This is a genomic window from Methanococcoides sp. NM1 (assembly GCF_900774285.1).
Classification (GTDB): Archaea; Halobacteriota; Methanosarcinia; order Methanosarcinales; family Methanosarcinaceae; genus Methanococcoides; species Methanococcoides vulcani.
In genome coordinates this window covers 151,624-171,686 of sequence record NZ_CAAGTW010000003.1, presented here as the reverse complement: position 1 = coordinate 171,686, position 20,063 = coordinate 151,624, and the positions used below count along the sequence as shown (strand labels likewise).

Below are 20,063 nucleotides of genomic sequence, written 5' to 3'. Positions count from 1 at the left end.
TCAAACCTGAGTTGATAACATGAAACATCTACTATCAATAACCGACCTTACATCCGATGAGATCATCGAGATCCTTGATATGGCAGAAGACCTCAAGGAGAAGAGGGTACGCGGAAAGGTCACAGACCTGCTTAAGAACAAAAGCCTTGCGATGATATTCGAAAAATCATCCACAAGAACAAGGGTTTCATTCGAGGTTGCCATGAGCGATCTTGGTGGACACTCCATTTATCTTAATTCAAGGGATATACAGATCGGACGCGGTGAAACCGTTTCAGACACTGCCCAAGTGCTCTCCCGCTATGTTGCAGGGATCACTGCAAGGGTGAACAGCCACAAGACCGTAGAGGACCTGGCTGAACATTCACAGGTACCGGTCATTAATGCACTTTCCGACCTTGAACACCCATGCCAGATCCTGGCAGATTTCCTGACCATCCGCGAGTACAAGAACCGCCTTAAAGGATTGAAGTTCGCATGGATAGGTGACGGTAACAACGTCTGTAATTCACTTATCCTCGGTTGTGCCCTCGTTGGCATGGAGATCGCTGTCGCATGCCCTGAAGGTTATGAACCAAATGCCGATATCGTGGCAAAGGGCAGGGAACTGGGCGGAAATATCAACGTCACGAACGATCCGCAGGAAGCCGCAAGGGACGCAGATGTTTTGTATACCGATGTATGGGTATCCATGGGTGATGAGGAAGAGAGGGAGAAAAGGCTAAGCGACCTTGCAGACTACCAGATCAATTCCGAACTGGTCGGCCTCTCAAAACACAATGTGATCGTAATGCACTGCCTGCCTGCACATCGAGGCGAGGAGATCTCAGCAGAGGTCATGGAAGGTCCTCATTCCGTAGTATTTGACCAGGCAGAGAACCGCCTGCACGCACAGAAGGCCCTTATCCTGAAACTGATGGCATGATATGCCATCCACCTTCTTTTTTTTAGCCATTCAAAAGGCTTTGTACAATTTTAAAGCCGTTGTCCATTTTGAGACCACATTCCATTTTACATATCAGTCGCCGATTAGAAGTGGATTAGGCTATATATGAACGACAACAACCTATATATTAGATCAAGAGTTCCTGTTTCTTCTTCTCTTGATCGACTCCTTTATTGACTCTGTTGAAGACCGGGGTATTCAAGACAACCTCCGAAACTGCTTTGAAAGGATCCCCGGCTCTTTTTTCAATATTGAAAGTTTTCAGTTGTGACTTTTCTAACTTATAAGAAAATAAATAATACATGCAACTTCCTAAATTCAGGGTTAGGTATATTGCCCATAAAGTATAACGTAGTACTGGTGATAGATATGTGGACATTCTCAAAATTAAGTAAAGAAAATATGGACGCTATTGGTGCTGCAGAAGGAAAGCTGGGTGTAACCCTTATTGCTTTTTCAGAAGAGGGTACCAAATATGCAGCTCTCAGCGATGACGCTATCAAAGAAGTAAAAGAGCTGGAAAAGAAATTAGGCCTTTCCCTTGTAGCTCTTGAAACAGACTAAAAGTGGATGTAACACCTTACACCCCTCTCTTTTTCTTTTTTTCCTCAATATCAAAGGTCTAGTTCTCTAAAAATAACTATATTTCTTTAGATCATAAAGAAAAGAACGGATTTTCTACTTTCTATAATTGGTTCCAGGCAATCAAATTAAGCCAACAGATTCCCATAACCACAACGCTTAATAATGAAAAACACTACTATTGGCTATCCGCATTGCGAGGGTTGCCCAGCCAGGCCAAAGGCGCTAGGTTCAGAGCCTAGTCTCGTAGGAGTACAAGGGTTCGAATCCCTTCTCTCGCACCAATTCTTTTTTTGGATATAGATAAAACAAAAAAAACCTGATTTTTAAAATAATTACTTAATCTTTGTGAGAATAAAAGTAAAATAATGCGTTTACCCCAAATCACCAATACGTATTTTGTAGTAGGCAAGAAATTAGGGATAGCTCAAAAAGATCAATTGCAGATTAATCGTCATGTTCCTCGTGGTATTTCTTAATCTGCTCAGGAGTAAACTTGTTTAACGCGATTGCCCGTGCTTTACTACGCAGGAAACTGGGAACAACTTCTAAAGCTTCTGATTCATTTTCAGCATCTAAAATAACCCAGCCTGTGTGTTCGCCAGCCATGCAACCGAAATCATACTGTTTCAATACGTCAGTTCCCATTGCGAGCACTTCATCCACCGCTTTCGGACATTCCTCCTCAGTGTGTGGTGATTCTACAAGATATTTTACCATGATTTTTGCCCCCACTCTCTTTAAATTTTATTGGCTTTAAGCACCAATAATACCCCAGAATATGCATATGATTTTATAAAGGAGCATAGTACTAGTGCAGTCTTCAAAAACGGAAATGAGTGAATTAAATGGTAAAAATAAAAGGACACGAAATCGATTCGATCATTATTAAGGACGCTGGCAATCGAAGAGCTATGCAATTTAAGAATAATATTGTTACGGTTTTAAGAAGGATTGGTGTTAACGAAAATGACATTGATATCCCTCTTGAACGTATAGCAATGAAAAAAGCTAAAGCTTCTGCAACCTGGTACCTATCAGACCATCGAATGCATTACAGCCATAACCTGCAAAGTAAATATGTTGAAAATCTTCATGTCCTATCCAAGGTAATTGAGATCGAGGTAAATAGGGTCCTTTCTGAGGAAAAAACACTATCCGATTTTATTTTAGAGTTCAAAGAGGATTCAGATGTTTATAATAAGCGCAAAGAAGCGCGAGAGTTTTTTGACTGTGACCATGATGAAACCGATTTTGAGATCATTAATAAAAAATACAAGTCGATGGCAAAAGAGTTGCACCCGGATATGCCAACTGGAGACACTGAGAAATTCAAGAAGCTAAATATTGCACATAAGATACTGAAGAGAGAATTAACATAAGATCTCTTCAGCCCTCAATGCATTGAAAATTATTTCAATGCTTATCGTTTAATTATGCGATGATTTCGAGTTTTGCTGTTTCAACGGGTACAAAGTAGATCAATAACCTTCTTCCTCAACAGATCTACCTTGAGATCTTCCAATAAATATATATTAAATTGAACACATTTTTTATTCTAACGGGAAAATGCAATTAGGGGTATTGCAGGATTTCTGAATCAGTAAAATATTGACGCTTGCACTTATGCTGAAATATTGGCTAATGGATATGATACAGAAATCACAATCTAGCAGATGGGGTGTGGCCATCATTTGTGTTACAACCAACCTATTGCACCCTGCAAGAACCCGATAAACAGCTTTAATAAAATAAAAAGTAAGCTCAAAAGTATATTATAAATAAACAGTGGGAGTGAAAATAAATGGACAAGATGAAGAAAATGGGGCTGTTAGGGGCAACAGCTTTGATCGGTGCAGGACTGGCAGCACTATCCGAAGAGAGAATTAAGGATTTCGTCAAGGAAAAGATCGAAGAAGGTGCAGTGAGCAAAGAAGAAGGAAAAATGCTTGTTGAAGACCTTGTGAGCGAAACAAAGAAGCAGAGGCTTAATCTGGAGAAGAATATCATTGAGAAGTTGCACGGCACGATCCAGATGGCAGATAAGGAACTGGAAAACCTTTCAGATAAGATCGATGAAATGAAGATCAATGAACTTGAGGCTGAGCTTGAGAAGATGAAAAGTATGAGGAAGGCTAAAAATTAAATTATCAGTCTACTGATAGTATATCGATAGTAAAGCCACTTACTTTTTCTTTTTTTAATTGATCCTATTTCGTGTCAATTTGTTCGTATCATATTGTTAATTCCATTTGTTTCGGAAAACCCGGAGGAAAATAATGAAAGTCGTAGCATTCAATGGAAGTCCCAGAAAAGAAGGGAATACATCACGCCTTGTCGGACATGTACTGGAAGAACTTGAGAAGGAAGGAAGAAATTGAGACAGAAATGGTCCAGCTTGGTGGTAATGCCGTTCGTGGATGTACTGCCTGCATGAAATGTTTTGATAAAAAGGACAAGCGTTGTGTCATTGAGAATGACATTATCAATGAATGTATTGAAAAGATGATCGAAGCCGATGGCATCATAATTGCAACCCCGACATATTTTGCAGACCTGAGTGCAGAAACAAAAGCCCTGATCGAAAGGGCTGGATTCGTTGGTAAAGCAAATGGAGAGCTTTTCAAACGCAAGGTCGGAGCAGCTGTAGTGGCTGTAAGAAGAGCAGGGGGAATCCATGCTTTTGATTCCATCAACCATTTCTTCACGATATCTGAAATGATAATCCCGGGCTCAAGCTACTGGAACGTGGGACTGGGACTCATGCCTGGCGATGTGGATTCAGATGAAGAAGGCGTTCATACCATGGAAACCCTCGGGCAGAACATGGCATGGCTCCTGAATAAGATCACTGATTGATGGCTGAACTTGACCATACTCGGTCATTCAGCTTTACTTTTTTGACTATAATGCGTAAATATATCATCTGATAACTTTTTTATAATTCTTGTTGAAATTTATAGTTACTGTCGGCAATGTATATATTCCAAGAGACATATAAAATTAAACTGGTCATAATCTTGACCGGGGAGTAAAAACAGGATACTTGCAGATGCTGTAATGTATTATTTTATTTTGTAGTTAGACAAAGAATTTGTGTTGTATTCTGTAGATCGATCTTAAGATAGGAGGCAATGTTATGGGATGGTTTGATGTCGTTGCGGGTGTTTGTACAGGCGGTCTATACACTGCCGGGAAAGCTATTTACCAGGCAGGTAATGCGGCAGAGTCTGCCGGAAATGCAGCCGAAGAAGCAGGACTGGCACTTGCGGTCATTGGTTCGACCATTGAAGCTGTAGGGGAGCAGCTCGAATCAACACTTAAGGAAGCAGAAGAGCTGCTGACAATAAGAAGAATGACACCAAGGGATGAAGATGATCTCTGGGATGAGGAAAAGGACAGGCTGAATGCACTTCGACAGGAAGAGACCCGTCTTAAGAACAAGCTTGCCGAAATGGGAGTTGAAGACGTAACCGATTTCAGCTTTGATTTCTGGGACATGCTTTCCGATATGCAGGATGTCATTAAGAAGTTCCAGATAATGGCAAGACTTGCAGCTGTCAGAAAAGAGATCCATGACATATTCTATCAGGAGCCGGGTGTCCTTGCCAATGGTATCTACAATGCCAAAGAAGCACTTGAGCGCTTCAATACCATTGAACAGCCAATGCTCGAGGACATACTTGATTCCCTTGATGATAACCTGGAAGTTAGCGAAGAAGTGCTTCAGGAAGTCAAGAAACTCTTTGTAACGAAAAGGAAAGTACCGGTTTCAATAGCCGACCTCAGCCCCAGCGTACAGGGACAGCTGGAGATGATCCAGAAGGATAAGCAGTATTATGAAGGACTGATCGCAAGGAAGGATACGGTCACTTCCCAGCTTGCAAATGTCATTGAACTTTTCCCGGAGAAGAAATTCGACATAAACATGGGATCCATATCCATTGCCGGAGCAAATATCCATGCAGGTGATATCGTAAAGGAAGGACCCTATGTCGAAGACATTGCAACGGAAAGACCTCACCGGGACGATATTGTAAGAGAAGGAACACGTGCCGAGGATATTGCAAGGGAAAGAGGTCGTGCAGAAGACATCAGAGAGGAAGAAGGTCGAACCGATATTGAAAGAGCGGATACGGCGATAAGACATGAAAGAATAACTGACAATCATTTCATCGAAGAGGAAGAACCACACCGAGCCGAGATCGAAAGAACAGGTACAGCCATCAGGCATGAAAAGATAACTGACGATCATTTCATCAGGAGAGCGGAAAGCACTACCGGAACGGACATTGACAGGGAAATTTCAAGAGATATGGCCGTTGAAGAACGTGAAATGCGTACAGCAGCAGCCACTTACACTCCCGAAATAGCAAAACCCAGCATGGAAGCTATTTCAAGCATGAAAAGGGCTGTTGCGAAGGGTCCTAAATACTCAATGATGTCGATGCAGCCACACGGTGCCATAATATCTGCATCCTTAAGCACAAAGTTCGATGGCTATCAGAGAAACTACGACCTACTCAAAGCGCAGAAGACCTTTTACTACAGGCAGTCCCTGAAGCTTGAAAGGAAGTACGAGCTCCTATCAAATAAGTGGGTGGAAGAGCCCGGAATAATCCCAAAGACACTGGATGAACTTCACGGAGTGCTTAAGAACGTCAGGACAGAAGAGCAGCCACGCATAGACCAGCTACTTGACAACCTGAATGCGAATCTGACGGAATCCCAGGAAACCCTTTCAAAAGCAAATGACACAATGGATTCCATCCAGAATGCACTTTCCTTCCTGGATATGGATACCGGAAAGATCAAGCTGGGTGCCATGGTGATCGGTGGACTGATCGTGCTTAACCTGTTCGTTGGATTGATAGTGCTTATACGGATGGCACTTGGGTTCTAAGATTTTTTTGTGAATTAATGCTGGGTGGCATTTTGGCCATCCGGTTTCTTTTTTTATGGCGCTGGATAGCAACAAGAGATTAGACAGATGAAACGCAGGTATATTCATGTTGATGGTGTTGTTTACATTGGGAAGGAAGCTAATAGTATTGATGAGCAGGAATTGAATGTGAAGCAGGCTCAGGTTTTTATCAATAAGCAGGAGATCATGCAGAGGATTCTTAGTATTTCTCAAAAGCAGGCTGAATCGTTGGGTGTTTCTAGGAGTACGTTTCAGGGGATAAAGAAAAGAATAAGGGAAACAGGGGATGTTAATTTGTATACTCCTGCTGTGAGGAGGGTGGTTGAAAACTAAATGCTTAAATAATATACAAGCTAAAATATTTTAGAAATATGGGGGGATTATTTGAGTTTAGAACTTGGATTCTTAAAATATGTTGTTAAGACACCGTTTACATCAGCCGTTGGATATGGAAGTATGTACATATTTGGTGGGACAATACTAACATTTTTCAATACCGTTTCGGAAATATTTACGGATAATTTTATGAATGCTTTTTTGGAATATTTTATATATAGTGCTTTACCACCAACTTCCTTATCTCAGTTAATAGTTCAGCCTTTTGTGGGTTCAGTAGTTGCTGGAATAAGTTGGTATATTGCCATGTCTAATAGATAAAAATATTTGTATTCAACAAATGTATTTATTGTGTACCTTGTTTCTATTTTGGATAACTTTGATTGATACTTTACGAATCAAATAAATATATAATATTTAATGTAGTATTTACTAAAAAATAAAACAGGTGAATTGAATGGTTGAATTTCTAAATACAGAAGGGACTTCATATAAATTAAATCAATTAATAAAAAATGCAGATCATGAAATCGTATTAATAAGTCCATTCTTAAAAATAAATCAAAAAATAAAAAATTTAATCGAAAACCAAGACCGAAAAAGGACAACTGATATAAAAATTATTTATGGAAAAAATGAACTTCAACCAGACGAAAATAATTGGATTAAACAACTGGTTTCTGTTCGCCTAGCTTTCTGTAAAGACCTGCATGCAAAATGTTATCTTAGCGAAAAGGAAGCAATAATAACATCAATGAATCTTTATGAATACTCCCAAGTTAATAATTACGAAATGGGAATTTATGCTTCAAAAGAGAATGATCCTTCACTGTATCATGAGATCTATATTGAGGCTATGGACATATTCAAAATGAGTGATGAACTTAAAATAACGATTGAGAAAGTAGAATCAAAAGAAGACAAAAAAGTGGAAACAAAACAGAAACACGTTTCTGCTAAGATGAATGGTAATAAGAACAAAACAGAAACAGGCTTTTGTGTTCGTTGCCAAGATCAGATAAAGTTAGATCCAATGTATCCATACTGCAAAAAATGTTTCACGTCTTGGAATAAATACAAGAATGAAGAATACAAAGAAAAATATTGCCATATTTGTGGTAAAACAACTGAATCTTCGAAGATGAAACCGACCTGTTACAATTGCTACAAAAAACACAAAAAGGATTTTAATTTCCCGATGTAAACATCACATTAGCTTATAGTTTCATCTTCTAAAGTCATTAAATGATATGAAGATGAAAACACAATTTTTTGAATAACACCCACTCTTTAAATTGTAACGAAAATTGCTTTAAGTATCCCATCCTCAGCAATTATTTGTAAGAGTTCGGTTTTTTGGAGATAACTATATCCCCAACGTGCTGTGCAGGGGTAAGATCTGCACCTCCCCTACCCCACCCACATTAAACATTCTCCCATTAACCAATACGTCCTCAGGCTACAATCCAAAACCTTTATCTACATTATGCATTATAATGCATAACTATGGGACGCCCGAGAAAAAGGAGAATGGTTAATTTTGACCACAATGTAAGGCATTTCAAACCATCAGGTGTTTACCTGAAAGATTTGGAAGAGGTCAACATAACCATTGATGAACTGGAAACCCTTAGGCTGAGCTATCTTGAAAAAATGAAACAGGACAATGCAGCTCAAACAATGGAAATACACCAGTCTACCTTTCAAAGGACGCTCCAGAGAACACTGCAGAAGATTGCAGATGCTCTCGTACATGGAAAATCAATTCGAGTAGAAGGAGGAGATTATACAATGCCAGGAAAGGACGGAACAGGACCGATGGGTCAGGGACCAGTCGGAGGACAGAATCAGGGTCAAGGTCGGGGACAGAGAGGATTCCGCGGAGGAATGGGTGCAGGAACTGCCGGACCCGGAGGAGAATGCAAGTGTACGAGCTGTGGTTATGAACAAACTCACCAGCCAGGGGTTCCCTGTGCCCAGATGACCTGTCCGCAATGCGGAAAACCTATGATCAGGAAATGATCAGGCAGAACAGTAAACTGCGGAATCACACAGAAAAAACAGAGTGCCATCAACAAATGTGATCAAAATGAAATCAAGAATCATCTACGGACCAATCCTTTCAAGAAGGCTTGGAAGATCGCTTGGAATTGATGTGATCAAAAAGGGCGAGTTCAGGAAGAACTGCAATTTCGATTGCGTCTACTGTCAGCTTGGACATGTGGACTGGAAAATATCAACCCCTTCAGAAGCTACAGGCCTTGTAACAACTGAAGAAGTGATCGATGGCATCACTAACTACCACAAGAAAGTGGATGATCTTGATTACATAACATTTTCAGGAACATGTGAACCTACACTGAACCTGGAACTGGGTAACATGATCGACCAGATAAGGAAGATCAGCGATGTTCCCGTTTGTGTGATCACGAATTCGTCCCTCATGAACAGAGAGGATGTCAGGAAGAACCTATCAAAAGCAGATCTTGTGGTTGCTACACTGGTGTCAGGAAATGAAGATACTTTCCAGGCCATCAACAGACCTGCACCCGGGATCGAACTTCAGGATATCATCGAAGGCCTGAGAGAACTGCAGAAAATGAAAGGTCCGAAGGTTGCCATAGAGGTCATGCTACTTGACTCGAGTAATGACTATCCTACAAATTCAAGCGAGCAGGAAATCGATAAGCTGGCCGAAGTTCTCAGGTACATCGATCCGGATGAGATCGAGGTACTGACCACAAGCCGCCCACCTGCTGAGGATTTTATTGTCCCGGTATCTGAAACACGGCTCAAGGAGATCGCACAGAAGTTCGATGAAGAACTGGGAAGGGAAAGAGTAAGACTGGTACTGAAAGGCCTGAAAAGAAAGAGGTCGAACATAAAACATGAGAACCTTGCGGACGAGGTCTATGACCTCATACTCCGAAGACCCTGTACATTTGAGCAGGTCGTTCAATCTCTGGATATTGATAAAGAGGAGCTAAAACCGATAATCGATGGCCTGATCGAGGAGCAGAAGGTCACTGAGATCTTATCTGAGAACGGGACTTACTATCGCCCAACATAACTTTTTTAGCTTTTTGCAATTTGTCGGGAGATATATTTTCCTCCGGAGGTGCATTGCATCCTATACAACTCCATGCAATGAACCTTTTGATCACTATATCTCCCGTTCATTATACGATAGTATACAAACATCGGAAATAGTTTCATAGATCGGAGTTCATATATTATTCTTAAGACGAAATTGCTGCAATCTATAGGACTAAATAGCCCGATATTCCACAAATAGAACAGAACGATTTGATCAGGTGACAAACATGCTATCAAAATTCAAGGACAAGGGACCTCTTGTAGCTGAAACTTCTTTCGTTGCGAATTCTGCAGAGATCATAGGAGATGTTATTGTAGGTGACAATTCAAGCATCTGGTTCAATGCGGTCATCCGGGGAGACATGGACAGGATACATATCGGGAACCGCACAAGCATTCAGGACAATACAGTTATCCACACCGACCCCCCACTGGCAGTCGAGATCGGTGACGACGTAACCGTAGGCCATGGAGCGGTCCTGCACAGCTGCAAGATCGGGAACAATGTCCTCATAGGCATGAACTCCACAGTTCTTGACGGGGTTGAGATCGGAGAGAACTCAATCGTTGGTGCCAATGCCTTAGTTCCTCCGGGAAAGAAGTTCCCTCCTAACAGCGTTATCACAGGGGTTCCCGGGAAGGTCAGGAGGGAAGCCACACCTGAGGATGTTGCCATGATCAAGGAAAATGCAGCAGAATATGTGAAGCTGGCGGCGGAATATAAGAAGCAGCAAAAGGAATAATTCCGTTCATATTTTGATCGGTTGATCTGAACAGATCCCGAGGAAAGAGTCATGGAACATAATCAGAAGGAAGTTCTTCTGGATAAATGCAGGGAAATGGAAATACCTGTGGTAGGGGTAGCCAATGTTGAACGCTGGGAAAAGCCCCTGTTCCAACCATGGATACCGGAAGAGTTCTACCCCCATTCCATCTACCCTGAAGCAAGGTCTGTGATCGTCATCGGACTGCCGGTCACCCTCCCGGTACTGGAAACCTCCCCGTCGATATATTACAGGGAGCTCTACAAAACAGTGAACAGCCTGCTGGACCAGTACACTTACCGCCTGTCCAGCTTCCTTACTGAGAAAGGATACCCCTCAGTCTTCATTCCAAGGGACGGATACGGCTCTATCAAGGTACTTCTGGAAAACCCCGTTGCTTTCTTTTCACACCGGCACGCTGCATTTCTTGCCGGGCTTGGGAACTTCGGAGTGAACAACACAATCCTTACTCCTGAATACGGCCCTCGGATACGCTTCGGTACAATTCTCACTACTGCTGAACTCGAGCCTGACAACATCATGGAAGAGCAGCTATGCAACCACTGTATGCGCTGCGTTAGAATGTGTCCATCGAATGCACTTGACGAAAAGAATTATCCTCAGGGAATAATCAACAAGAAAGCCTGTGCTTCCTTTAGCGATGAATTGAACAAACGCTATGTATCGCCCTGCGGGATCTGCATAAAGGTCTGTCCGATAGGAGAGGATCGCAGGACCTATGGAAGGGAAGACGCTTCAATGTACGAAAAGAAGGATGATTTTAAAGAATACCACAATGCGTGGGAACATATCCGTTCTTACGGTGGAAAATGAGTGAAAACGAACGGATCAAGGATAAGTAACCTGCACTGACTAATAAAATCAGGAAAGAAAAATGATGAAAAGGATCAAAGGACATCCTTTAAAGCATTTGCAGCAACATAAACACTTCCGACACCGCATATGTAATGGGTGACCTTTACTGCCTGCATGACCTCTTCTTTGGTGGCTCCTGCTTCCATAGCCTGTACTGCAAGAGAGGTTACACCGTTCACGGCACCTTTTGATGCGTCAAGGGCCATTGCCATAAGAAGCTTGTATTTCAGCGGGATGCCGTCTTCTTCGAAAGAACTTACACGTGTATCCTCAAGAAGCTGGAAAAAGTCTGCATCGGAATCTATTATGACCTGAAGTGGATTTTCTGACATATTGTGATCACCTTCGTGTTAAGACTGACAGGAATATATATCAATTTGTTCATAATCAAAATGGCTATGAGAGCATTTCCCTTACCTGACAAGACAAAGAACATCCTCCGGAAAAACGGAGAAAGCGGGTCCTTCTGGGAAGACAGGAAAGACCGGCACCATTGCGGTATCGACCTCTATGCACCTGAAGGTGAACCTGTTATTGCTATTGAGCACGGAGAAGTTATCGACGTTGGGACAATGACATCTCCTGAAATGATATCTTACTGGAATGAGACCTATTACATTATCATCAGGAATCGTTCAGGCCTTTCTGCAAATACGGCGAGCTTGGTTCCTTGAACGTAAAAGTCGGAGATACCGTTGAAGCCGGCCAGGTGATCGGTCACGTCGGGACCGTGCTGAACATTGAGAAGATCGATGGGAATGCCCCCGAATACATCCGGAAGCTAAAAGACAAGAATCCCAGCATGCTCCACTTTGAGCTGTGGGAAGCTGATCCTGTCGTTGAAGATAGCGATTATCTCGGAGGCAATTGGTTCGGAGATAATCGACCCAAAAAGCTTCTTGACCCTACTGAATACTTGAGGTCCATTGAAATTAATTAAAGTTTAAGAAATAGATCACAGGACCCTGACCGTAAGGTCAAGGGTCTGTTCGTATCCTGTAAGGTTCACCTCTGGCTGCATGTAGACAGCAGAGACATTCTGCCCACCTACTGCAATTGCCTCGATCTCCCATACATGCTGTCCATAAAGGGACCCCTCTGATTGCGGGATGAACTCATCCCCTCTTACCTGGAGACCGTCCGTCAAGGTCATATTCCAAGCATAGGTATCGGCTGTGGATTCGAACAGCCTGATAAGCATCCATTCACCTTCTTTGATCTCAATCGCATTACCGAAATAGTAGCCATCCACGATGAATGAAGGATAAAGTTCATTATCCCCTTCCACGACCAGGGTCATCTCGAAATCTTCCGGAACAGAGGACTGGCCGTTCCAGGAATTGTATTCTGTCATAATGGATTTCTCACCAATGGACAGGGCCTCAAAGGTCCATCCATAGACAGAATCATCATCTGCAGGACTGTATGATGATGAATATCCATATCCCTCTTCCTTTATGGACAGGTCATCACGTCCTGAAAGATCCCAGTAGCCATCCGATGGTGCATCAAGATCGATACGTACAATGCTTCCGGCTTTTACCGATACTGTACTGCCATTGTCCTCCTCAGTGAAAACATAGTCCGCGGGTATCTTCTCGATCTCAGGGAAAACGAATTGGTCATCTTCCGCCGGAGCCATTCCCACAGAAAGTGCAGCTATCACCACACCAACAAGCATTACCGGTAGAAGGTAGCGTTTTACGGACCTCTTTGTAGAACTGCTGGCATTGTCGTAGTAGCGTCCTTTTAGCATCATTAGCAGGACAGCAAAAAGACATCCCAGGAAGAACCAGAGACCTATGTTATCGGAAAGGTTCGAAAAGAACGTATGAACGCTGTCCATGAGTTGAGGAGCTGCTTCTTCAGGAACTGCCTTTGCAACTTCTTCTACGACCTCATCAGCAGCAAGCGAAGGAGCCATATCCATAGGTGCTTCACGGAGGACTTCCTCTTCCATATCATACGCCATCATTGCAGGTGCTGTGAAGGCATCTCCATTCCCTATAGCAACAGGTCTTGACAGATACTGAAGCCCTGCAGCACCAAGGAATGCAGCACCGATAACACCAATATACTGTTGCAGCATGCTAATTATGGAAGCCCTGTTGACATTCATGTTTCCCGGAGCTACTATGATCAGTTTCTGTACCGGCTCGTATATCTTGACCTCACGACCTTTGGAACTCCATTTTATCCTGTGTACCTTGATAAGATCGGCTTCCAGCAAACTGTCAATGTTGTACTTGATAGTGGTAATGGAAAGACCGAGCTTTTTTGAAATATCCGTTGCAGACATGGGCTCTTCGGAAAGAAGGTCCAGGATCTTCAGGGACTTCTCATTGGAAAGCGTCTGGGTGATCTTCTTTGAATCTTCGTTGAGCGGAAGCACAACTACATTGTCCGAACTTTCCTGATCTGTATCTTCAGTTTCAGCCTTGTTCTTATTTTCAACGTTTTTAGTGACCATGTTCGCACCAGAGGTTGATCTCATACAACCATACTATTGTCTTCAGAAGAGAATGCAACAAACCTTTTAGCAGGTCCGTAGATATCTTCTTTCCCCTCCAGACCGGAGGATGTGCTCTTTATCTCTACAAGATCGGACTCCATCAAAGCCAGTACCTTATCTTCAACCTCCACAAAAGGAAGACCGGTCTTCCGGGAAATTTCCCGAACAGAAAGTGGATATTCCGAAAGCACTTCCAGTATCCTGAAAGAACCTTCTCTTGAAAGCACTTCAGTTACAGTCCTTGACCCTTCAGCAATAGGAAGGATCAGGAACTTATCAACGTTTACGGGATTTGATACACAGTCCATAACGATAGTCCCCTTTTTTCTTTAGACGTTATTATCAGATCATTTCCACATGAACATCAAGATCATGTACCCCGGGATCTGTAGGTACAGAGTTGTGCCAGGTACTATAATAGTCACCATTTGAAAGGCTTCCATCCCCATCCACGTCCACATGTACTGACAGTGAATATGTCATTCTTTCATCAAGTTCCGGGTGATTGATCAGGTATGATATCGGCTCAATATTATCACGATCCATGGAAACACCAGTAATAGTATCCTCTGAGATCACAACTGATGCAACATCCTGAAGACTTACATCCTCAACTTTCAGGTAGATAGTCGCATTAGAGAAGGACTCCACAGGTTCATCGAAGATGATCATTCCCTGAACAGCATTTTCTTCTGATCGCTGATCTTCAGCATCTTCATCGGCTTCATGGTCTGTTCCTTCATCTGCTACTTCATCAACTCCAATTACCTCATCTGCCGGCCCATCGGAGGCGGTTTCCGTACAACCCATTGAAAAAGCAGCAGCCATTACTAACAAAAGTGTCAGGCCTAATGCAAAATATCTATTCATTTTTATCATTCCTCAATGTTAACTAAATGAACAAATGGCTCGTAGATATATATCATTTATTTAAGCTACAAAATAATTCGTAGTCTTAGAAGCAGGAAATTCAACAAAAGAAAAAAGGAAGAAAATGGTATAATCAGGCATTTGTTGACTTGAAGACATCTTGCTTAAGGATACCATAATCGTCAAAACTTGAACGGATCGTCATAAATATGCCAATGGCTACCGTCATCACAGTGGAGACATATATCCCGACCATTATAGCCATCTGGTACTTGATAGCAAGGATCGGACTGGAACCTGCAATGATCTGACCCGTCATCATTCCCGGTAATGCAACTATGCCGATGGTGGACATATTTGCAATGGAGGGTTTCAATGCCAGATCGAGACTTTTTCTTGCATAGGGAAGAATAGCTTCATGCTTCTTCGCACCCAGCGACAAACTGTACAGATAACGATTCTCGTTCCTTTTTATAGTATCATAAAAGCTGCTAATGCTGATGATATTGCCACGAAGGGAATTGCCGAGGAACATTCCAAATATGGGTATCAAAAATCGGGCATCAAACAGATTCTCGAGGTTCACCACAAACATATTGAAGTAAAGAAGTACCAGGAAATTACCTATTATAAACGAAAATATCGTTGGCACCAGCAACTTCTTCAGATCAAGCCCGACATCGCTTATTGTAGTATGGGTTGCCATGATGAGCATGACCAATAACCATAGCAGGTTCACAACTGAATTGTTCAGATCAAAGAGCACTGTCAGGAAAACACCCACAAAAGCAAGTTGTACGACCATCCTTGAAACCGAAACAACTGTATCATGTATGATACCGAGTTTAAGGTAGTAACTTACAAAAACAGGTATTACAAGCAAAAGAAAACATGCTACCAGAGACAGATAGCTAATATCATAGACTTCCATTCAAACACCCACCGGTACGACCTTCACATTTTCCTTTTCCCATACATTATCGTGGGAAATTATCACCAGGGTCCATTCCTTGCGTTCCAGGAAATAATTAGCGACCTTTTCCTTTAATACAGCATCAAGGGAGGAAGTGATCTCATCAAGCAGGTAGATGTCCTTTCCTATGAGTACTGACATTATAATGCCGATCCTCTGCTTTTCACCACCGGAGAGCTCTTCGAAATTCATATCAAGAACATCCTTCTCAAAACCCAAGTAAACAAGAAGCCTTCTGAGCTTGGTCCGGTCCAGTTTTCCTTCATTAAATGAATAAGAAAATACTTCCTCGATAAATTCGTCAACGGAGCCTTCGTAGATGTCAAGGTCCTGAGATACATAAGCAATCCTTTTCCTTGCATCCCATACAGTATTGCTATCAAGCAAACTGTTGTTAAAATATAGGTTTCCACTTGTTTGATGGGCAAAGCCCATTGGCATCTTTAAAAGTGTGGATTTGCCTGCACCGGACCTGCCTTTCAGCAGGATCCGATCCCCTTGTTTAATATCAAGATCGAAATGCGATAATACTTTTTTCTCACCATAACTGATGGAGATATCTTTATAATTCAAAAGTTCTGAACTCATGAGCTTTTGGTCACCTTATGATGTTGAGATAGGTTTATAGGAAAATCCTTATGTCCCAGCAGGATAATACACCAGTCACTGCCAGTAAATGCTTTTAAACACTACTGCACACGAATGTTATATGAAAGTATTTATCCAAAAATAGCATATTCTACATATTCGTTCATACATATTTCATATTTTGTGTTATTTTCGTTGAATGAAAATAACACTTGTGATATGTGGCTAATTAAATAACTATACGATTGGAATGAAAACCAAGAAGCTGCGCTTAACTCTACTGAAAGACAGACTTGGAATTTCTCGGCTGGAAAAAACCAGCCCTACGCCTGTTTGGGCAAGAAATAAAGGATTAATCTCCATCACAAGGACGGAAGAGGAACTATCAATAGTCTGTCCACAGAAAAATATTCCATCAGACGTTATTCAAAGAAAACAAAAAAGACAGAAGAATGATGCGATTTACATCTTCCATCCTTGTTTTATTTCTTCTATGATAATCTGTTTGTCTTTTTCACTCAGTTAACCCTTATTGCATTACAGATCTTCCTTGATGTACTGGATCATCCTCGGTGTCAGCATTGGAATGATCTGCGGAAGCATGTTCGGCATCAGGTTCCCCATTGCCTGTGGCATGAGATCAGGCATCTGCTCCTTCATATCATCGGACATCTGAACACGTTTCTCGACAGCTTTGAGCATGTCAGGCATGATCTTTGGCATTATGGATGGCAAAAGCATTGGCATCATGACAGGCATCATTGGCTTCATCAGGAGGTCCATGCCCGGTACGTACTTGACCATCTTCATCATACCACGCAGCGGAGCAGGCATTGCATCCATCATCTGAGGCAACAGTTCCACCATCAGGTCGGTCATGTTCTCAGGTTTCAGGAGCGCGATCATCTGGTCGAATGTCACCCATGCGGTAAGTGCGGTGTTCGTCGTATCAGGAATATCATATCCCATACTGCGGGCAACGGTTGCTGAAAGGTCCTGGACATCCACCGGACTGCCACTCTTCTCTGCAGCTATTCTCAGCTGTACCTGACAGCATGGACAGGCAGCTACCATAATGTCAGCACCGATATCCTCAGCCTCCTTCAGCCTCATGTTACCGATGACGTTAGCAACATCCGGATCTGCAACCAGTGTCAGCACTGAACCACAACAGTGGCCTTCTGCCCTGTTGTGCTCCATTTCACGCAGTTCGACACCTGGTACCGATTTGATCAGGTCCCTTGGTGGCTCATAGATACCACCGGCACGACCCATGTGACATGCATCGTGGATTGTGACGACCTTGTCAAGAGGTGTTACGAACTTCTCAGAAAGAATGTCAAGCTTGTCCTGAAGCACCTGCGAATAGTGCTTTGCCTCGAAGTCGTATTCGATACCGAGCTTCTCCGCCCACTGACGATAGAAGGTATCCCATACCAGCCAGCATGCAGGACAGGATGTGATAACGGTCTTGACACCCTTCTTCTTCATGTTCTCGATGTTCATCCTCATGATCTTCTCGAAAACATCCCACTTGCCGGCAGCAAGCATAGGGATACCACAGCAGGATTCTTCCTTGCCAAGATATGTTATCTCCATACCTGCATCTGTCAGCAGACGCACTGATGCTTCAGCGATGTCCTTCTCCACAAAGGAAGCGGTACAGCCTGCAAAGTAAGCATATTCGGCCTTGTCCTTGATCTTAGGCTTAAGGTCATCTGGCAGCCATTCTTCCCTGTTCTTGAGGTATTCTCCCCAGATGTTACGCTCTTTAAGCAGGCTGGAAGCCATGATCTCGAACGGCGGGATGGTCATCATGCCACGCTCTAAGACCAGTTCTTCCCTCATGGTCATCCAGGAATCATTGATCGGAAGGTCAAGCTGGCATCTGTGGTCACATAGCTCACAGGTTGTACAGGCAAGGAAAGTATCTGCCTGCTCCTGTGTCATTTTATCCCTTCCGGCAAGGTATTCCTTGATAAAGAACCACTTACCTCTCGGGGACTGGGATTCCCATCCGCGACCATAGTACTGGTCACACTCCTCAACACAGTAACCACACTGTGCACAGGTGTATGCATGGGATACGATGTCTGCAGGGATATCCTTCTGTTTTTTGAACGTCTCGTTCCCTACACCGCTTCGGTTTCCGACAAATCTCATGATTGGTTCGAAGGCCTTGGAGAATGCAATTCCGGTCTTGAGGATGCCTTTACCTGAGATGGTCTCCGGGTTCATGATATCATCCGGATCGACCTGATGCTTCAGTGCCAGCATCTTCTTAAGACGGTCACCATAGACCTTTTCTGCCTCTTTTGCAAAGTAAAGTCCTGAAGCATAGATTCTACCACCATTCTCCTCAGCGATCTTGATAATGCTGATACCAAGTGGGAATGCAAGGTTGAACTTGAATGACCTCTCGGAGTGAGGAATGAAACAGAGGAGGATCACATTTCCGTCCTTTGCGACCATACCTTCTATGAGCACAGGAAGATCGATCTTAGCTTTGATCTCATTGAAGACCTTGCCGACCTTGTCAACAGGAACGATGATCTCCGCAGGGATGAACGAAGGACCAAGCCTCTTGACCTTCATGGAACGGAACCATTCGCTGGCTTCATGTTTGGAAATATCTTCAGAAAGGATCTTGCCACCATTGCTGGTTATGATATTTTCAAGGGAACTAACATCCCTTGACTCTGGATAAATGAAGTTACAAAGATATGACTTCGGCAATTCCGGCCTGTCCTCGACTACCGGTTCGCCATGGTGGGTAGAAAATGGCATTTCATTTTTCATGCCTGCCCAATCGGGATTTATAAATGAGATAGACCACAGTGGCACTTTTTCTTTAGATACTTCCAGGAGAGCCTTCTGCATGGACTCTGAATCAGCGAATTCCGCAGAGATGGATGCGGTATCTTCCTTATTGCGTATCTTCAGGGTCACCTGGGTAATGATACCAACAGTACCCATACTTCCGATGAGGCTGTCCATTTCATCGCCTGTGAAATCCCTGACCTCGCCGGTTGGCAGTACTGCTCTTGCAGAGACCATGGTGTCCTGTGACCAGCCGTATTCATAGCTACCATAACCGATACCGTTCTGTGCAAGCCACCCACCTACTGTTGCAGCCGGGGCACTTGAAGGCATGGCGCAGACAGAAAGGTCCTTTTCATTGAGCTTTCTCTCAAGGCGTTCCCATACGATACCTGCTCCGACAGTTACGGTCATATTCTCAGGATCGATGGATATGATGTCGTTCATCAGGTTGACATCTGCAATGATACCGCCTTTTGTAGGAATGACACCACCATAACCGGATGATGCTCCGGCACGGGGGACAATAGGAATAGAATATTTTAGTGAGAAATCCATCAGTTTGACAATATCATCCTCTGTACGCAATTTGACTATCGCTGCAGGGTCGGTGTTGCCTAACATCATCTTTGCCATTGACGGAAGTGCTCCGACATCATGACAGTAGAAGTGTCTTTCACGTTTGCTGAAATTCACGCGGTCGCCAAATATGCCACCGAGTTCCTCCTCCTGGGAGGAGGTGAGGTTTGCTGTGTTTTTTACCATACGATCTTCCT

23 protein-coding genes, 1 tRNA gene and 1 pseudogene are annotated in these 20,063 nt (G+C 43.0%); 17 read left to right on the top strand and 8 right to left on the bottom strand.

What is annotated here, in order from left to right:
* Positions 1 to 19 precede the first annotated feature (19 nt).
* The 3 genes from argF to E7X56_RS04350 all read left to right on the top strand — a co-directional run bounded on the left by argF (position 20) and on the right by E7X56_RS04350 (position 1,812).
* Positions 20 to 925: an ornithine carbamoyltransferase gene (gene argF, locus E7X56_RS04360; protein ID WP_135605203.1), complete on the top strand. Its 906-nt coding sequence runs from the start codon at positions 20 to 22 to the stop codon at positions 923 to 925.
* A gap of 354 nt (positions 926 to 1,279) precedes the next feature.
* Positions 1,280 to 1,510, top strand: a complete 231-nt coding sequence (locus tag E7X56_RS04355; RefSeq protein WP_244603395.1) for a hypothetical protein — start codon at positions 1,280 to 1,282, stop codon at positions 1,508 to 1,510.
* Between the two features lie 214 nt (positions 1,511 to 1,724).
* Positions 1,725 to 1,812 (top strand) — tRNA-Leu (locus tag E7X56_RS04350).
* A gap of 163 nt (positions 1,813 to 1,975) precedes the next feature.
* Here the strand turns inward: E7X56_RS04350 and E7X56_RS04345 are convergent.
* Positions 1,976 to 2,248, bottom strand: a complete 273-nt coding sequence (locus E7X56_RS04345) for a hypothetical protein (RefSeq protein WP_167879442.1) — start codon at positions 2,246 to 2,248, stop codon at positions 1,976 to 1,978.
* A gap of 128 nt (positions 2,249 to 2,376) precedes the next feature.
* On the opposite strand from E7X56_RS04345, the gene E7X56_RS04340 reads away from it, so the two are divergent.
* The 11 genes and pseudogenes from E7X56_RS04340 to E7X56_RS04290 all read left to right on the top strand — a co-directional run bounded on the left by E7X56_RS04340 (position 2,377) and on the right by E7X56_RS04290 (position 11,482).
* Complete coding sequence (locus E7X56_RS04340) at positions 2,377 to 2,910, top strand: J domain-containing protein (RefSeq protein WP_135605199.1); 534 nt, start codon at positions 2,377 to 2,379, stop codon at positions 2,908 to 2,910.
* Positions 2,911 to 3,332: 422 nt separating this feature from the next.
* Positions 3,333 to 3,674, top strand: coding sequence for a hypothetical protein (locus E7X56_RS04335; RefSeq protein ID WP_135605197.1), 342 nt, complete (start codon positions 3,333 to 3,335; stop codon positions 3,672 to 3,674).
* A gap of 133 nt (positions 3,675 to 3,807) precedes the next feature.
* A pseudogene (locus E7X56_RS04330) lies at positions 3,808 to 4,387 on the top strand (flavodoxin family protein).
* Between the two features lie 280 nt (positions 4,388 to 4,667).
* On the top strand, positions 4,668 to 6,431 hold the full coding sequence (locus E7X56_RS04325; RefSeq protein ID WP_135605194.1) for a hypothetical protein: 1,764 nt from the start codon (positions 4,668 to 4,670) through the stop codon (positions 6,429 to 6,431).
* Between the two features lie 87 nt (positions 6,432 to 6,518).
* Entirely contained in the window at positions 6,519 to 6,785 is a 267-nt protein-coding gene (locus E7X56_RS04320) for a hypothetical protein (RefSeq protein ID WP_135605192.1), read from the top strand.
* Positions 6,786 to 6,836: 51 nt separating this feature from the next.
* The gene (locus E7X56_RS04315) at positions 6,837 to 7,109 is read left to right on the top strand and encodes a hypothetical protein (RefSeq protein ID WP_135605190.1); all 273 of its coding nucleotides are present in this window, start codon (positions 6,837 to 6,839) and stop codon (positions 7,107 to 7,109) included.
* A 136-nt stretch (positions 7,110 to 7,245) separates the two neighbouring features.
* Positions 7,246 to 7,992 carry a phospholipase D family protein gene (locus E7X56_RS04310; RefSeq protein WP_135605188.1) on the top strand — a complete coding sequence of 249 codons (747 nt, stop codon included), beginning with the start codon at positions 7,246 to 7,248 and terminating at the stop codon, positions 7,990 to 7,992.
* Positions 7,993 to 8,294: 302 nt separating this feature from the next.
* A complete protein-coding gene (locus E7X56_RS04305) occupies positions 8,295 to 8,810 on the top strand; it encodes a DUF134 domain-containing protein (protein WP_135605186.1) in 516 nt (171 codons plus the stop codon).
* A gap of 67 nt (positions 8,811 to 8,877) precedes the next feature.
* Complete coding sequence (locus E7X56_RS04300; RefSeq protein ID WP_135605184.1) at positions 8,878 to 9,858, top strand: radical SAM protein; 981 nt, start codon at positions 8,878 to 8,880, stop codon at positions 9,856 to 9,858.
* A gap of 253 nt (positions 9,859 to 10,111) precedes the next feature.
* Positions 10,112 to 10,627: a gamma carbonic anhydrase family protein gene (locus tag E7X56_RS04295; RefSeq protein WP_135605181.1), complete on the top strand. Its 516-nt coding sequence runs from the start codon at positions 10,112 to 10,114 to the stop codon at positions 10,625 to 10,627.
* Positions 10,628 to 10,678: 51 nt separating this feature from the next.
* The gene (locus E7X56_RS04290; RefSeq protein WP_244603394.1) at positions 10,679 to 11,482 is read left to right on the top strand and encodes a 4Fe-4S binding protein; all 804 of its coding nucleotides are present in this window, start codon (positions 10,679 to 10,681) and stop codon (positions 11,480 to 11,482) included.
* A 74-nt stretch (positions 11,483 to 11,556) separates the two neighbouring features.
* On the opposite strand, the gene E7X56_RS04285 is transcribed toward E7X56_RS04290, so the two are convergent.
* Positions 11,557 to 11,856 carry a carboxymuconolactone decarboxylase family protein gene (locus E7X56_RS04285; protein ID WP_135605179.1) on the bottom strand — a complete coding sequence of 100 codons (300 nt, stop codon included), beginning with the start codon at positions 11,854 to 11,856 and terminating at the stop codon, positions 11,557 to 11,559.
* 66 nt (positions 11,857 to 11,922) lie between these two features.
* Here E7X56_RS04285 and E7X56_RS12050 point away from each other — a divergent pair, with 66 nt between their 5' ends.
* Together E7X56_RS12050 and E7X56_RS12045 are read left to right on the top strand one after the other, a co-directional pair.
* A complete protein-coding gene (locus tag E7X56_RS12050; RefSeq protein WP_244603393.1) occupies positions 11,923 to 12,198 on the top strand; it encodes a M23 family metallopeptidase in 276 nt (91 codons plus the stop codon).
* The gene (locus E7X56_RS12045) at positions 12,195 to 12,464 is read left to right on the top strand and encodes a M23 family metallopeptidase (protein WP_244603392.1); all 270 of its coding nucleotides are present in this window, start codon (positions 12,195 to 12,197) and stop codon (positions 12,462 to 12,464) included. Before E7X56_RS12050 ends, E7X56_RS12045 begins: the two co-directional genes overlap by 4 nt.
* A 15-nt stretch (positions 12,465 to 12,479) precedes the next feature.
* On the opposite strand, the gene E7X56_RS04275 is transcribed toward E7X56_RS12045, so the two are convergent.
* The 5 genes from E7X56_RS04275 to E7X56_RS04255 all read right to left on the bottom strand — a co-directional run bounded on the left by E7X56_RS04275 (position 12,480) and on the right by E7X56_RS04255 (position 16,467).
* Positions 12,480 to 13,994, bottom strand: coding sequence for a protease inhibitor I42 family protein (locus E7X56_RS04275; RefSeq protein ID WP_167879441.1), 1,515 nt, complete (start codon positions 13,992 to 13,994; stop codon positions 12,480 to 12,482).
* A gap of 20 nt (positions 13,995 to 14,014) precedes the next feature.
* On the bottom strand, positions 14,015 to 14,344 hold the full coding sequence (locus E7X56_RS04270; protein ID WP_135605175.1) for a hypothetical protein: 330 nt from the start codon (positions 14,342 to 14,344) through the stop codon (positions 14,015 to 14,017).
* Positions 14,345 to 14,378: 34 nt separating this feature from the next.
* The gene (locus tag E7X56_RS04265) at positions 14,379 to 14,906 is read right to left on the bottom strand and encodes a YbaY family lipoprotein (protein ID WP_167879440.1); all 528 of its coding nucleotides are present in this window, start codon (positions 14,904 to 14,906) and stop codon (positions 14,379 to 14,381) included.
* A gap of 133 nt (positions 14,907 to 15,039) precedes the next feature.
* Positions 15,040 to 15,837 carry an ABC transporter permease gene (locus E7X56_RS04260; protein WP_135605170.1) on the bottom strand — a complete coding sequence of 266 codons (798 nt, stop codon included), beginning with the start codon at positions 15,835 to 15,837 and terminating at the stop codon, positions 15,040 to 15,042.
* Positions 15,838 to 16,467 carry an ATP-binding cassette domain-containing protein gene (locus E7X56_RS04255; protein WP_135605167.1) on the bottom strand — a complete coding sequence of 210 codons (630 nt, stop codon included), beginning with the start codon at positions 16,465 to 16,467 and terminating at the stop codon, positions 15,838 to 15,840.
* Positions 16,468 to 16,717: 250 nt separating this feature from the next.
* Here E7X56_RS04255 and E7X56_RS12295 point away from each other — a divergent pair, with 250 nt between their 5' ends.
* On the top strand, positions 16,718 to 16,993 hold the full coding sequence (locus tag E7X56_RS12295; RefSeq protein WP_371413346.1) for a hypothetical protein: 276 nt from the start codon (positions 16,718 to 16,720) through the stop codon (positions 16,991 to 16,993).
* 11 nt (positions 16,994 to 17,004) lie between these two features.
* Here E7X56_RS12295 and E7X56_RS04250 read toward each other — a convergent pair whose 3' ends face one another.
* Positions 17,005 to 20,052, bottom strand: coding sequence for an FAD-binding and (Fe-S)-binding domain-containing protein (locus tag E7X56_RS04250; protein ID WP_135605165.1), 3,048 nt, complete (start codon positions 20,050 to 20,052; stop codon positions 17,005 to 17,007).
* Positions 20,053 to 20,063 lie beyond the last annotated feature (11 nt).